Genomic DNA, 13,718 nt, shown 5'->3' with positions numbered 1-13,718 from the left:
AACTTCCTTTGTAAATTCTATGTATCGGATTTTGCCCGAATTTAAAACGACTTGAATCTGTATGAAAAAGCCGCTGACTCCACCTTGAGTCAGCGGCTTTGACATTAAGCGTGAACCGGATAAGGTTTCTCGCTGTCGATACCGTATTTCTCGATCGCTTTAGCAACCACATCAGCTTTGATGCTGCCAGCATCTGCCAGTGCCTTAAGCGACTGAACCACCACATAGTAGCGGTCAACTTCAAAGAACTTACGCAGTTGTGTGCGGGTGTCGGAACGACCGAAGCCGTCCGTACCCAATACATAGTATTCACCAGGAACGTATTCACGGATACGCTCAGGGTAGTCACGGATGTAATCCGTTGCCGCAATAAACGGACCTTCTGCACCTGAAAGAGTTTCAGTAACATAAGGCTGTTTTTGCGTTTCATTAGGATGCAACATGTTCCAACGCGTGGTTTCGACACCGTCGCGACGCAACAGGTTGAAACTTGGCGCACCCCAGATGTCTGCAGCGACATCCCATTCGTTTTCAAGCATTTCAGCCGCAGCGATGACTTCACGGAAGATTGTTCCAGATCCCATCAACTGAACTTTATTTTTGTGCTTGGCTTCAGACTTCTTGAACGAGTACAGACCTTTCAAAATGCCTTCTTCGGCACCTTCAGGCATCGCGGGATGCGAGTAGTTTTCGTTCATAGCCGTAATGTAGTAGAACACATCTTCTTTTTCATTGAACATGCGCTTGATACCGTCACGGATGATGACCGCCATTTCGTAAGCGAAGGTTGGGTCATACGTCATACAGTTAGGAATATGGTCGAACTGAACAAGGTTATGACCATCCTGGTGCTGTAGACCTTCCCCTTCCAGAGTCGTACGACCAGCCGTACCACCCATAAGGAAGCCGCGTGCACGCGAATCACCCGCCGCCCATGCCAAGTCACCGATACGCTGGAAACCGAACATTGAGTAGTAGATGTAGAACGGAATCATGCTTACGCCATAGTTGGCGTATGCGGTCGCCGCAGCCACCCAGTTAGCCATCGCACCGGCTTCGTTGATCCCTTCTTCGAATACCTGACCGTTTGCGGATTCTTTGTACCACATCAACTGGTCAGCATCCATTGGCTCGTACAACTGACCGGCCGGATCGTAGATACCTACCTGACGGAACAGACCTTCCATACCGAAAGTACGCGCTTCATCCGGAATGATTGGAACAACACGTGGACCAAGGGTCTTGTCACGTAACAGGATGGAGATCAGACGAACGAATGCCATGGTTGTCGACATTTCACGATCGCCTGTACCGTCGGTCAACATTTTGAAGGTATCCAATGATGGAACCGGTAGCGGCTCAGAAACATCCTGACGGGACGGCAAAGAACCACCCAATGCTTCACGGCGCTCACGCATGTACTTCATAACGTCAGAATCTTCATCCGGACGGTAGAAAGGAACCGGTCCTTTTTCCAACTCTTCATCAGAGATTGGAATCGAGAAACGGTCACGGAAATATTTGTAACCTTCAACGTCCAACTTTTTCTGCTGGTGCGCTGTGTTAGCCGCTTCACCGTAAGCACCCATACCGTAACCTTTAACGGTTTTCGCCAGGATAACAGTCGGCTGACCGACGGTTTCAGATGCACGCTTATAAGCGTTATAAATCTTACGTGGAGAGTGTCCACCACGGCTAAGTTTAAAGATTTCGTCGTCGGTCATGTCTTCGACCAACGCCGCGGTTTCAGGGTATTTACCAAAGAAGTGCTTACGTACGAACGCACCGTCTTTCGCTTTATAGGACTGGTATTCACCGTCCACTACTTCACCCATACGCTCGATCAGCTTACCAGTCTTGTCTTTGGCCAACAGACGATCCCAACCGGAACCCCAGATGACTTTTGTGACTGACCAACCCGCGCCACGAAACACACCTTCCAATTCGTCGATGATACTTTCGTTACCACGAACCGGTCCATCAAGACGCTGTAGGTTACAGTTGATGACGAAAACCAGGTTATCCAGCTTCTCGCGCTTGGCCAACTGGATCGCACCACGTGATTCCGGCTCGTCCATTTCACCGTCACCCAGGAAAGCCCAGACTTTACGTCCTTCTGTTTGAGCCAAACCGCGTGCTTCCATATATTTCATGAAACGCGCCTGATAGATCGCCATAAGCGGACCAAGACCCATCGAGACCGTCGGGAACTGCCAGTAGTCATCCATCAACCAAGGGTGAGGATACGAAGACAGACCGTTGCCGTCCACTTCTTGTCGGTAGTTTCTCAATTGTTCTTCGGTTAAACGACCTTCCAAGAACGAACGCGAGTACATACCCGGTGAAGTATGTCCCTGGAAGAAAACCATGTCGGCACCCTGTTCATGCTTTGGACCTTTGAAGAAATGGTTCATCCCCACTTCATACAAGGTACAACTTGAAGCATAAGAGGCAATGTGACCACCCACACTCGTATTTTTATTAGCGCCCGATACGGTTGCCATCGCATTCCAGCGCAAAATAGCGCGCAATTTCTGCTCAAGTCCCATGTCGCCTGGGTAGTTGACTTGCTCTTCTTCAGAAATGGTATTGATATAAGGCGTGTTTGCCGAATAAGGAATGTCGATGCCGTGAACACGGGCTTTTTCGATTAAGCTTGCGATGATGTGTTGCGCTTTGTCCGTGCCTTCAAAATCGACAACGGCTTCTAGCGCATCGATCCACTCTTGTGTTTCTTGTGGATCTTGGTCTACAAAATTTTCGCTCATGATGTGCGTACCTCATGGGTTGGATCATTTAACCTTCAGGAGCTGGGTATGCCTGAAGCAAAGTCAGTACAGATAGGTCATATCCGTACCGCCAACAATATTAAACGTCTAGGGTTCCAGCTACTTAGTATTCCAAGACGCTGAACCCTCGATTCGATACGCCATAAAAGGCGTATTTAACCGCGCCGAGGGCTCAAGAAATTCGAAGCATAATAACATTTTTTAATGTATTTTTACATTTAAAGCGGCCTGAACAGGCCTGTTCAAAGGCTATCAGAATGCTAAGCGATTGAAACCATTGTAATTACACGTAAAAAAAATGCGACCTTTAGACATAAAAAAGCCCCGAAACCGGGGCTTTAAATGAACTTTTATCAGGTCAAAAACTCGATACAAACAACCTACCTTGGAAGCCAGAATTTATCCAGCGTCTCTTCCAGCTCGGTCAATGCTTGGTGGTAAACCGCCTGCTTGAACGAAACCACTTCCTGAACCGGACGCCAGTAGTCAACCCACGTCCAATCTTCGAATTCAGGACTGTCGTGCAAGCCTAGATTTATTCGCTCGGCATCCCCTTCCAGCCCCAACATGAACCAGATCTGCTTCTGACCGATGCAGACCGGTTGACTGTAGTGGCGAATGAGATGCTTAGGCAAGTCATAGGTCAGCCAATCTTCGGTACGCCCTAAAACGCGGACATCCGAAGGCTCTAGACCGACTTCCTCCTTGAGCTCCCTAAACACGGCTTGCTGAGGGGTCTCGTGTTCGCGAATCCCGCCTTGAGGAAATTGCCACGCATCCTGCTGGATGCGCTTTCCCCAAAAAAGCTTACCTTCCTTGTTTACAATTATAATACCGACATTCGGCCGATACCCATCTTCATCTATCACAAAAAACCTTAAATCTTTCAATATAAATATCGGTTATTATTGCCTGAGTTTTGTAATTTTTTCAATCTTAAATTTCTGTTTGTTACCAGATAACGGTTCTTTGCAAATTTCGTGCAGCGCTACTTGTCGCAACGCAATCAATGGTTTAGGATTGTGCCCCAATTCAATATTCGGATCAAAACGGCATGGCATTAGCGATTTTCGACTTGGACAATACCTTGATTGCAGGCGACAGTGATTACCTGTGGGGCGAGTTTTTAGTACAGAACGGCCTCGTGGACGGTGGCGCCTTTGCCAAACAGAACGACCAGTTCTATGAAGATTACAAAGCCGGAACGCTCGACATCATGGCTTATCAGCGCTTTGCACTCAAACCGTTGAGCGAACAGAGCATGGAAACCCTGGCGGATTGGCACAATCAGTTCATGAAAGATTTCATCGAACCCATCTTTCTACCAAAAGCCCAGGCTCTGGTAGACGAGCACAAAGCCAAAGGCGACCGCGTTATCATCATCACCGCCACCAATACCTTTATCACTCGTCCGATTGGAGCGCGCTACGGCATCGACGAGCTATTGGGAACCGAGGGCGAAATCGTTGACGGCCGGTATACCGGAGAAGTTGCCGGCATTCCTACTTTTCAGCAAGGCAAAGTTACTCGTCTTAAAGAATGGCTGCAGCAGGAAAATGAAACACTTGAAGACAGTTACTTCTATTCGGATTCACACAACGACCTGCCGTTGCTTGAGATTGTCGACCACCCGATCGTGGTCGATGCCGATGACAAATTGAAACAAGTCGCAGAGCAGAACAACTGGCCTGTAATCAGCCTGCGTTAAAATACAATTTTCAAAACCCAACAGGCCTGTTGGGTTTTTCGGCACTGTTTTCAAGACCGTTTTACAAATATTCAGGCATAAAAAAACCGCATTTAAGCGGTTTTTTATTCAGGGTAGCAAGCTTGAAACCGTTTAAAGTTCAAACTCTTCCTTGACCTGCTCAACCCAATCATTGACACGCTGCTCGGTCAATTCCGGTTGCTGATCTTCGTCGATACCCAGCCCAACAAAGAACTCACCGTCTTCCGTAATCGCCTTGGATTCGTCAAATTCGAAACCGTCGGTTGACGTATAGCCTGCCGGAATTGCGCCGTTTTCGACAGCCACATCGTGCATCAGCCCCATCGCATCCAAGAAGTACTCAGCATAATCCGCCTGGTCGCCCAAACCGAAACAAGCCACCGTCTTCCCGGTAAAATCGATGCCTTTGAAGTCTTCCCAGAAATCGTCCCAGCTACTTTGAAGCTCACCGTAATACCAAGTTGGTTGACCTAGGATGATCTTGTCGTACTTGGCGAAATCATCGGCACTGGCGGTTGCGATATCATGGACTTCAACCAGGTCTGCACCCATCTTTTCCATAATCATATCCGCAACACGCTCGGTGTTACCTGTATCCGTCCCGTAGAATAGGCCAACTTTACTCATGTCTATACCCTTTTAAATCAAATGAAAGTAAAATGAATTCTGTTACTAAAAGCCTCAAAGGCCATAAAAAACCTTATACAGCATAACTAATACTTATATATTGCGCATCATAGCACAACCTTTTTGAGAATTAATTCACTAAATTTTATAGTGCTTTATGAAAAAAACTAATTCGATCGACTGCTTTAAATGCCGGCATTTCTACATCACTTGGGACGCCAACCAACCGCGTGGCTGCAAAGCATTCGGATTCAAAAGCAAACGCCTTCCAAGTCAAGTGGTTCTGGAAACCTCTGGCGAAGCCTGCAAGAAATTCTCCCCCAAAGAAGAACCACCGAAGAAAACGCCACCAAAGACTGGATGGATTGCCTAAATTAACATTCCGGTTTCAATCAAACCTTTTTTGACGACTCTTCCAACATACGCTCCAAAGATGCCCATTGAAAATAGGCTCCCGGATCGGTTTTTCTACCCGGCGCGATGTCGCTGTGCCCGACTACCGGATTGGATTTTAATTCGGGATAAGCCTGCCAAAGCCCTTTAATCAGATCGCTCAAAGTATGGTACTGACTTGAGGTGTAACAGGTTTCATCGGTACCTTCCAACTCAATCCCGATTGAAAAATCATTACAGCGTTCACGCCCCTCAAAATACGAAAGGCCTGCATGCCACGCACGGAAGTGGAAAGGTACATATTGAATCAGTTGACCGTTACGGCGAATCAACGCATGTGCGGAAACCTTCAGCCCGTGAATTTTTTCAAAATAAGGATCTTCTTCCGGATTCAGACGATTGGTGAAAAGCTGGGTGATCGCGTCACCGCCGAATTGCTTGGGAGGCAGACTGATGCCGTGGATCACAATCAATTCCGGACGGCTTCCTTGAGGACGTTCATCATAGTTCGGACTTTCAATAAATTCCGCCTGTTTGCACAGGCCTGATTCCACATCCACTTGATACACTCAAAACTCCCTTAGAATAGGTTATAGCTTAGGCCTTTACTCCCCTCTCGTTGAGGTATAATACAGAAACCAAGCGATTTACAATATTCTTAATTATACCCCTAATTATTTAACAGAAAGTTCTATGCGCGAAATCAACTACTTCCAAAACCTGACCGAAACCGTTCGTATTGCACTTGACGAAGATGTCCGTGAAGGCGATTTGACCGCCGACCTGATTCCGGAAGCCAACCGCGCTACGGCCAACATCATCAGCCGTGAATCAGCCGTTGTTTGCGGACGTCCGTGGTTCGACGAAGTGTTCAGACAAGTCGATCCCGCGATAGCGATCAACTGGGTGGTAAAAGAAGGTGAAACCGTTGAAGCGGATCAATTACTGTGTACGCTTGAAGGGCCGGCCCGCTCCATTCTGACAGCCGAACGCACCGCATTGAATTTTCTGCAGACACTCTCTGCCACGGCAACCGTCACAGCACGTTATGTTGCCGAGTTGAATCAATCCAAAACCAAACTGCTCGACACCCGTAAAACCATACCTGGACTCAGACTGGCGCAAAAATACGCCGTCGCCTGCGGCGGTGGCACGAACCATCGCATTGGTTTGTACGATGCGATTCTGATCAAAGAGAATCACATCATGGCTGCGGGTGGAATTGCCAATGCCGTCTCCACCGCGAAAAGTTATCACCCAAACGTCACAGTGGAAGTCGAAACCGAAAATCTGGACGAAGTCAGCCAAGCGGTTGAAGCCGGTGCAGACATTATCATGCTTGATAACTTTACACTCGACATGATGCACCAGGCCGTTCAATTTGTAGAGGGTCGCGCGAAACTGGAAGTTTCGGGTAACGTCGAAATCGGTCAACTCGCCACATTAGCGACCACAGGGGTGGATTTCATCTCAACGGGTGCGATCACCAAGCACGTTCAGGCAATTGACCTGTCAATGCGCTTTCAAAACCTGTAATAAAACCTATATTTTTTAAGGTTAAAGGCTACTCTAAAACATTAAAATACTTTATAGTTAATACGACGTAGTTAATATTACTAATCAGAATTGAAATTTACCTTAAAAAACCAGCATCAACTCGGATAACCAAGGAACCCAGTGAACGACCACCTGCTGCTACATATCGTCTTACTCTTAGGGATTGCGGTCATCACCGTATCAATCTCCCGCCGTCTGCACTTTCCGCCGATTTTAAGCTACATCATCGTCGGTATCATCGTCGGGCCGTATGGCTTCGGCTGGATTCAGGAAGAGAAGAACATCAAGCTCCTCGCCGAACTAGGGATCGTATTCCTGCTGTTTTCGATCGGCCTCGAGTTTTCCCTCTCGCAGATGCTAACGATGCGCAAGCAGGTATTCGGCCTGGGAAGCATGCAGGTATTCAGTACCGGTATTATTATCTATATCATCGGCTGGTTCGCCGGCTTGGATAATAACACCAACATTGTGGTGGCCTCCGCCTTTGCATTGTCTTCAACCGCTATCGTCATCAAGCAGTTGACAGAGCAGGCCGAAATCCAATCCCGCCATGGACGTTCGGCAATCGGCATCCTGATATTCCAGGACATCATGGCAATTCCATTGCTGATTCTGATTCCCGCTCTGGCGATGAGCGAAGGTGAAAACGCACTCACCATGTCACTTGTAAGTGCTTTCGTGAAGGGTATCCTGATCGTCGTCGTCATGCACGCAATCGGCCGTTATCTTTTGCGTCCGCTCTTCCATGAAGTCGCTTCCGCAAAATCTTCCGAGCTTTTCACCCTGACCGTACTGCTGGTAGCCTTGAGTTCGGCCGCCCTGACTGAGGAAATGGGGCTTTCCATGACACTGGGCGCTTTCCTGGCCGGTATGATGCTGGGTGAAACCGAGTACCGCCACCAGATCGAATCCGACATCCGCCCTTTCCAGGACATCCTTCTTGGGTTGTTCTTCGTCACCGTCGGGATGCTCATCTCCATCGAGCGGTTACTGGAACATTTCTGGATCATCATCGCCGTCGCGGTAAGCATCATTCTTGTCAAAGGCGTAGTCATCTACGCGGTTGCCCGTCTATTCAACAAAGAGCCCGGTGTCGCCATGCGCACATCCATTTCTTTGGCACAGGTCGGTGAGTTCGGTCTGGTATTGATGACCCTCGCCTTTACCTATCGCCTGCTGCCGGAAGAAGAAGGTAATATCCTACTGACAGCAGCCGTCATCAGCATGGCAATCGCGCCGCTATTGGTCAAATTCAATGGCAACATCACCCGCTTCATTAATCGCGGCAGTTATGCGAAAAGCCAAAGCGAGATGGAAAAAGTCATCGCCCAGGAAAACATCTATCTGTCCAACCACATCATCCTTTGTGGATTCGGACGTGTCGGACAGACCGTCAGCCGCTTCCTGCATAAGGCTCCGGAAAACTTCGTGGCACTCGACATGGATATCCGCCGTGTTACCGAAGCAAACAATGCCGGCGAACGCGTCTACTACGGTGATGCCTCCAAAGAGCGAATTCTCCATGCAGCGGGAATCGACAAGGCGAAAGCGGTCATCATCACTTTCAGTGATTACCATGCTTCGATGAAGATTCTTCACACTATCCGCCACATTTCTCCGGACATTCCGGTTCTGGTTCGTACCATCGACGACTCGCACCTGAATGAACTGCTAGAAGCCGGTGCAACCGAAGTGGTTCCGGACACCTTCGAATCAAGCATCATGCTCTCCTCGCACCTGCTTCTGATGGTCGGCCAACCACCAAGCAAAGTCTTGCGGGAAACCCGTGAGATCCGGAAAAACCGTTACAAACTGCTGGAGAACTTCTATCCGGGTCAATATGACAACCCGTTAGATGAGCATCAGATCATGAACCGTGTGATTCACACGGTACTGATGTTGGATAAGGACTACGCCGTCGGAAAAAAAATCAAACAGTTACCATTTGACCAGTTGAACGTCAAAGTGGATGCCATCGCCCGCGGCCATGTCAGAGGTGAAAACCCGGACGTCGAAACCCGGATTCGCGTGGATGACCGAATTGTCATCTCAGGCTTGGCCGAAGACGTGGAACGTGCCGATTACTTTCTAAAAACAGGTAACGGGCTTTAAACAGAATCCAGATTGCCGAAGTCAATCGGCAATCCAGATCAAAGATGCCATGCGACCGGTCTGACCGTCACGACGGTAAGAATAGAAATCTTCTTGATTCTCGAATGAGCAGAGACCGCTGTCGTAGATGTGTTGGACGCCTAAATCCAACATTTCCGATTTAACCAGGCCTGCCAAGTCTGCCAAATACTTCTCGGCGCCCTCTTTACTCAACGGCTGAAAGTACTGCTCGTTCTCAGCTTTAAGTTTCACAAAGGCTTCGAGAACATCCTTGCCGACCTCAAAATAGTCTTGACGTATCGCCGGACCGATCCACACCATCAGATTTTCCGGATTTTCCGGCAAAGCAAGCAGGCTTTTAGTCACAATCCCTTCAGCCGCCCCTTTCCAACCGGCATGGATCGCCGTCACCAAGGTCCCTTGGAGATTCGTAACTAAAATAGGAAGGCAGTCCGCTGTCATGACCACTGCGACATGGTTCGGTAAACTACTCCAAGACGCATCCGCAACCACCGGTTCCCAATCCGATACATCCGAGTCATCCAGACAAATCAGTGTCTTGGTATGCTGCTGGTCAAGCCAAAAAGGCTCGGAAGGCAAGTCCGCCAAGCGTTTCAACAATAAACGGTTTTGTTCAACGTCGTCCGTTTGGTCGCCGACATGAGTGGCAAGATTGAAACTATCATAGGGAACCTTGCTGACACCGCCCTTTCGGGTAGTGCACAAGGCTTTGATCTGTTTAGGAGCAGGCCAGTCGGGATGGATAAACATAAGAAAGTATCTAGTTACTCGACTTACAGTGACTGGTTATTGAAATGCCAAACGGCTCAATCCGGAATATCGTCATCGGTCACCCATTCCACTTCAACACCGTAATCGTAATCGAATTCATCGTAGCCGGCATGTTGAGCTTCAAACTCGTCCATATCGTCACGAAGCATATCGATCAAGTTCAGCATATCTTCCGGCATATCGACCTTCCACTTCATCGTTTTACCGGTTACTGGATGAGTCAGGCTTAGCGCCCCTGCATGTAACGCCTGACGCTTGAAGCTTCTCAGAGTTTCCACGAACTCTTCAAGCATCTGCTTCGGAATCCGTAAACGTTTACCATAGACCGGATCACCGACCAAAGGAAAACCAACGGAAGCCATGTGAACACGAATCTGATGAGTACGACCGGTTTCCAACTTAACACGCACACGGGTATGTTCACGGAAGTGTTCAAGGACACGGTAATGGCTCACTGCAGGCTTACCGCCCATCAGACGAATCGCCATTTTCTTGCGGTCCTGGGAACTGCGCCCGATCGGCTTATTGACCGTGCCGCCGGAAATCATTTTGCCGACCACGACCGCATCGTAAATACGTTCAACTGCGTGACGTTGCAACTGCTCGACCAAATGGGTCTGTGCCGGAACGGTTTTCGCCACAACCATCAAACCGGAAGTTTCCTTATCCAAACGGTGTACGATTCCCGCTCTAGGCACTTCACGCAAACGCTTATCATGGAACAGTAATGCGTTCATCAACGTCTGATCCGGATTGCCGGCACCCGGGTGAACCACCAGGCCTGCTGGTTTATTGATGACCATGATGGCATCATCTTCATAGATGATGTCCAGCGGAATATCCTGCGCTTCCAACGAAGTTTCTTCTTCCAGCTCTGCAGTCAGTTCGACTTTTTCTCCGCCCAAAACGGCTTGACGGGGTTTGGTCCAAACTTCTCCGTCAACGGAGACCTTACCCTCTTTTATCCACTGCTGAATACGACTTCTGGAATAGTCTGAAAACAGTGGCGCGATCGCCACATCCAAGCGCTGTCCGATAGAAGATTGGGGAATTTGTGCGTTTAATATCTGCGTACTCAATTGATAGCCTTAAAATACTGTGAAGCGGTTAAACTATGATACAATTTTGATCTTATTCAATTTATGTATTGTAACCTAAGAAACATGAAAAAATCGCTGTTATCCGTTGCGCTGGTCCTGACATTTTCTTTACAAGGTTGTTCCTCCCTTCTTGAGAAACCCGATTCGGAGATGACTGTTGAAGAATTCTACTCCGAGGCCACTTCAGCGTTTGAAAACGAGAGCTGGGATACAGCCATTCAATACTATGAAAAGCTAAAAGCTTATTTTCCCTACGGTAGCTATGCCGAACAATCCTATCTTGAATTGGCCTACTCCTATTACAAATACGACGAACCGGAATCGGCCATCCGTGAACTGGATGAATTCATCAAACTCTATCCGAAGCATAAGAGCTTGGCTTACGCTTACTACCTAAGAGCGATCGCAGCGGATTCCGTTGTCAAAAGCTGGTTGGATCCTTTCATCACGGATCCGGCACACCGTGACATGAAGTCCAGTAAGCGTGCTTTCAAATTTTATGAAGAACTGGTCAAGCGATTCCCTAACACGGACTATGCGAAAAACGCCATGCAGCGCATGATCATTATTCGTAACCGTATGGCAAGGCACGAATTTCAAGTCGCCCAGTATTACTATGATAGAAAAGCGTATTTGGCCGCTGCAAACCGTTGCCGCGTGATCATCGAAGACTATCCTAGTGCCGTCATCAACATGAAAGCTCTCGAGCTGATGAAAGACAGTTATGCTGCATTAGGTATGAAGCAAAACTATCAGGACACCCTGAAGGTGTACGAGTACAACCAGAAGATTCAAGAGCAGGCGGCTCAAGAAGCTAAGGAAATTGAACCCCCCTTCAAAAACAAAGATTCCTGGTGGGACAAAATCATGGATGCAATCTAATCACCCTTAGCCCCATACTTCTCAAAATAAAGACAATAAAAAAGGGAAGCCCGTACGATACGGGCTTCCCTTTTTTAATTCATATTTAAATTAATGGCAGCTTATTCAGAATAGCCACTGGTGATCGGGTAACGACGGTCACGCCCGAATGCACGATGGGTGATTTTAATCCCCGGTGCCGCTTGACGACGTTTGTATTCACTGCGGTCGATCAATCGAATCACGCGGCGTACTTCTGCTTCGTCATAACCAAGTTCGCTAATCTCTTGCGGCGTCTTGTCCTGCTTGACGTAGGCCTTGATGATCGCATCCAACACTTCATAATCCGGCAAAGAGTCCTGATCTTTCTGATCTGGGCGTAATTCCGCCGACGGCTCACGCGTAATTACACGTTCCGGAATCACTTCCGATATTGTATTGCGGTAACGAGCCAAACGGTAAACTGTGGTTTTAGGAACATCCTTAAGTGGTGAAAAACCGCCGACCATATCGCCATAAAGAGTGGAATAACCAACGGCCACCTCACTCTTGTTACTCGTAGCCAACACCATCTTACCGGTTTTGTTAGAAAGCGCCATCAACAAGGTACCACGGATACGTGCCTGAAGATTCTCTTCAGTCACATCTTCCTCATAACCCGCAAACGCTTCCGACAAAGTTGTCTCGAAAGCGTTATACATCGGTTCAATTGGCATGACGCTGTATTTAACACCCATGGTGTTAGCTTGTTTTTCGGCATCTTCGATACTGATTGCGGCTGTATAGCGGAACGGCATCATCACGGCCTCAACCTTGTCCGCACCCAGAGCATCCACCGCGACCGCTAACGTCAGCGCCGAATCAATGCCGCCCGACAACCCCAGAAGCACCCCAGGGAATCCATTTTTACGGACATAGTCCTGAACGCCGAGAATCAAAGCCTGATAGATGCGAGCATCCCGGTCATGCAAAGGCGATATTTGCCCTGGAAGTACGGTCACGATACTGTCCGTTTTTGAGAATTCAACGGCAACCAAAGACTCTTTGAACTCTTCGGCCTGCGCCATTACCTCACCATCGGCAGACATCACAAACGAACCGCCGTCGAACACCAACTCGTCCTGACCGCCAACCTGATTCACGTAGACCACCGGCTTTTTCACTTCGTCGACTCGCCGAGTCACAACATCAATCCGGTCCTGATGCTTCTCAAAAGAGAAAGGCGATGCATTAAGGTTCAGCAACACATCCGCTCCCGCCTCGGCAGACTGTGCCGCAGGCGAGATCTTCCAAATATCTTCACAGACTAAAACACCAAACTTAATGCCTTTGAACTCTACCACGCAAGGCTGATTTCCGGCGGAAAAGTACCGGTATTCATCAAACACGCTGTAATTTGGAAGATTCTGTTTTATGTAACTTGCCTGGATCAGACCATCTTCAATCCAAGCTGCCATATTGAAACGCTCTCCAAGGTCGTCCATCATCGGATAACCAATCACCATAACCACATCTTTAACACGTTCGCAAAGTGTCGACAACGCCTTATTGATCTGCACATACAGACCTTCGCGCAGCAGCAAATCCTCCGGTGGATAACCGGTTAGAGTCATTTCCGGAAACACCACGATATCTGCATTCAAATCCTGTTTAGCCTGTTGAGCCGACTCAACGATTTTCTCGACATTTCCCGAGATATCACCCACAACCGGATTAATCTGTGCCATCACGACGGTTACATTTTGCGTCATATTCGTC

The 13,718-nt window shown here is 48.3% G+C and carries 12 protein-coding genes; 5 read left to right on the top strand and 7 right to left on the bottom strand.

Translation table 11 applies throughout. The features are described 5' to 3' along the window. Positions 1-104 precede the first annotated feature (104 nt). Together aceE and QCB45_RS00670 are read right to left on the bottom strand one after the other, a co-directional pair. Positions 105-2,768 (bottom strand): pyruvate dehydrogenase (acetyl-transferring), homodimeric type, encoded by a 2,664-nt coding sequence (aceE, locus tag QCB45_RS00675; protein WP_279418622.1) that lies wholly within the window; start codon positions 2,766-2,768, stop codon positions 105-107. A 401-nt stretch (positions 2,769-3,169) separates the two neighbouring features. Continuing rightward, positions 3,170-3,658: an RNA pyrophosphohydrolase gene (locus QCB45_RS00670; RefSeq protein WP_279418621.1), complete on the bottom strand. Its 489-nt coding sequence runs from the start codon at positions 3,656-3,658 to the stop codon at positions 3,170-3,172. 185 nt (positions 3,659-3,843) lie between these two features. Here QCB45_RS00670 and QCB45_RS00665 point away from each other — a divergent pair, with 185 nt between their 5' ends. Beyond that, positions 3,844-4,497, top strand: coding sequence for an HAD-IB family hydrolase (locus QCB45_RS00665; protein ID WP_279418620.1), 654 nt, complete (start codon positions 3,844-3,846; stop codon positions 4,495-4,497). Between the two features lie 132 nt (positions 4,498-4,629). Here QCB45_RS00665 and QCB45_RS00660 read toward each other — a convergent pair whose 3' ends face one another. Next, complete coding sequence (locus tag QCB45_RS00660; RefSeq protein WP_279418619.1) at positions 4,630-5,145, bottom strand: flavodoxin; 516 nt, start codon at positions 5,143-5,145, stop codon at positions 4,630-4,632. Between the two features lie 157 nt (positions 5,146-5,302). Between QCB45_RS00660 and QCB45_RS00655 the strand changes: the two genes are divergently transcribed. After that, the gene (locus QCB45_RS00655; protein ID WP_279418618.1) at positions 5,303-5,518 is read left to right on the top strand and encodes a uracil-DNA glycosylase; all 216 of its coding nucleotides are present in this window, start codon (positions 5,303-5,305) and stop codon (positions 5,516-5,518) included. 19 nt (positions 5,519-5,537) lie between these two features. Here the strand turns inward: QCB45_RS00655 and ampD are convergent, their stop codons facing one another. Then, the gene (gene ampD, locus QCB45_RS00650; protein ID WP_279418617.1) at positions 5,538-6,107 is read right to left on the bottom strand and encodes a 1,6-anhydro-N-acetylmuramyl-L-alanine amidase AmpD; all 570 of its coding nucleotides are present in this window, start codon (positions 6,105-6,107) and stop codon (positions 5,538-5,540) included. Between the two features lie 124 nt (positions 6,108-6,231). Between ampD and nadC the strand changes: the two genes are divergently transcribed. Together nadC and QCB45_RS00640 are read left to right on the top strand one after the other, a co-directional pair. Next, the gene (gene nadC, locus QCB45_RS00645; RefSeq protein ID WP_279418616.1) at positions 6,232-7,074 is read left to right on the top strand and encodes a carboxylating nicotinate-nucleotide diphosphorylase; all 843 of its coding nucleotides are present in this window, start codon (positions 6,232-6,234) and stop codon (positions 7,072-7,074) included. A 141-nt stretch (positions 7,075-7,215) separates the two neighbouring features. Then, on the top strand, positions 7,216-9,207 hold the full coding sequence (locus QCB45_RS00640; RefSeq protein ID WP_279418615.1) for a monovalent cation:proton antiporter-2 (CPA2) family protein: 1,992 nt from the start codon (positions 7,216-7,218) through the stop codon (positions 9,205-9,207). Between the two features lie 21 nt (positions 9,208-9,228). Here the strand turns inward: QCB45_RS00640 and pgeF are convergent, their stop codons facing one another. Beyond that, positions 9,229-9,978, bottom strand: a complete 750-nt coding sequence (gene pgeF / locus QCB45_RS00635) for a peptidoglycan editing factor PgeF (protein WP_279418614.1) — start codon at positions 9,976-9,978, stop codon at positions 9,229-9,231. A gap of 56 nt (positions 9,979-10,034) precedes the next feature. Next, the gene (rluD, locus tag QCB45_RS00630) at positions 10,035-11,078 is read right to left on the bottom strand and encodes a 23S rRNA pseudouridine(1911/1915/1917) synthase RluD (protein WP_279418613.1); all 1,044 of its coding nucleotides are present in this window, start codon (positions 11,076-11,078) and stop codon (positions 10,035-10,037) included. Positions 11,079-11,141: 63 nt separating this feature from the next. Here rluD and QCB45_RS00625 point away from each other — a divergent pair, with 63 nt between their 5' ends. Further along, entirely contained in the window at positions 11,142-11,981 is an 840-nt protein-coding gene (locus QCB45_RS00625; RefSeq protein ID WP_279418612.1) for an outer membrane protein assembly factor BamD, read from the top strand. A gap of 101 nt (positions 11,982-12,082) precedes the next feature. Here the strand turns inward: QCB45_RS00625 and QCB45_RS00620 are convergent, their stop codons facing one another. Further along, on the bottom strand, positions 12,083-13,711 hold the full coding sequence (locus QCB45_RS00620) for an NAD+ synthase (protein WP_279418611.1): 1,629 nt from the start codon (positions 13,709-13,711) through the stop codon (positions 12,083-12,085). Between the last annotated feature and the right edge of the window lie 7 nt (positions 13,712-13,718).

Origin of the sequence: Thiomicrorhabdus sp. ZW0627, from assembly GCF_029767005.1 — a bacterium.
GTDB lineage: Bacteria > Pseudomonadota > Gammaproteobacteria > Thiomicrospirales > Thiomicrospiraceae > Thiomicrorhabdus.
This window is presented reverse-complemented; position numbering and strand designations above follow the sequence as displayed.

Excerpts from the sequence above, each read along its gene's own strand:
- aceE (WP_279418622.1), bottom strand. The coding sequence starts at position 2,768 with ATGAGCGAAAATTTTGTAGACCAAGATCCACAAGAAACACAAGAGTGG.
- QCB45_RS00665 (WP_279418620.1), top strand. The coding sequence starts at position 3,844 with ATGGCATTAGCGATTTTCGACTTGGACAATACCTTGATTGCAGGCGAC.
- QCB45_RS00660 (WP_279418619.1), bottom strand. The coding sequence starts at position 5,145 with ATGAGTAAAGTTGGCCTATTCTACGGGACGGATACAGGTAACACCGAG.
- QCB45_RS00655 (WP_279418618.1), top strand. The coding sequence starts at position 5,303 with ATGAAAAAAACTAATTCGATCGACTGCTTTAAATGCCGGCATTTCTAC.
- nadC (WP_279418616.1), top strand. The coding sequence starts at position 6,232 with ATGCGCGAAATCAACTACTTCCAAAACCTGACCGAAACCGTTCGTATT.
- pgeF (WP_279418614.1), bottom strand. The coding sequence starts at position 9,978 with ATGTTTATCCATCCCGACTGGCCTGCTCCTAAACAGATCAAAGCCTTG.
- QCB45_RS00625 (WP_279418612.1), top strand. The coding sequence starts at position 11,142 with ATGTATTGTAACCTAAGAAACATGAAAAAATCGCTGTTATCCGTTGCG.
- QCB45_RS00620 (WP_279418611.1), bottom strand. The coding sequence starts at position 13,711 with ATGACGCAAAATGTAACCGTCGTGATGGCACAGATTAATCCGGTTGTG.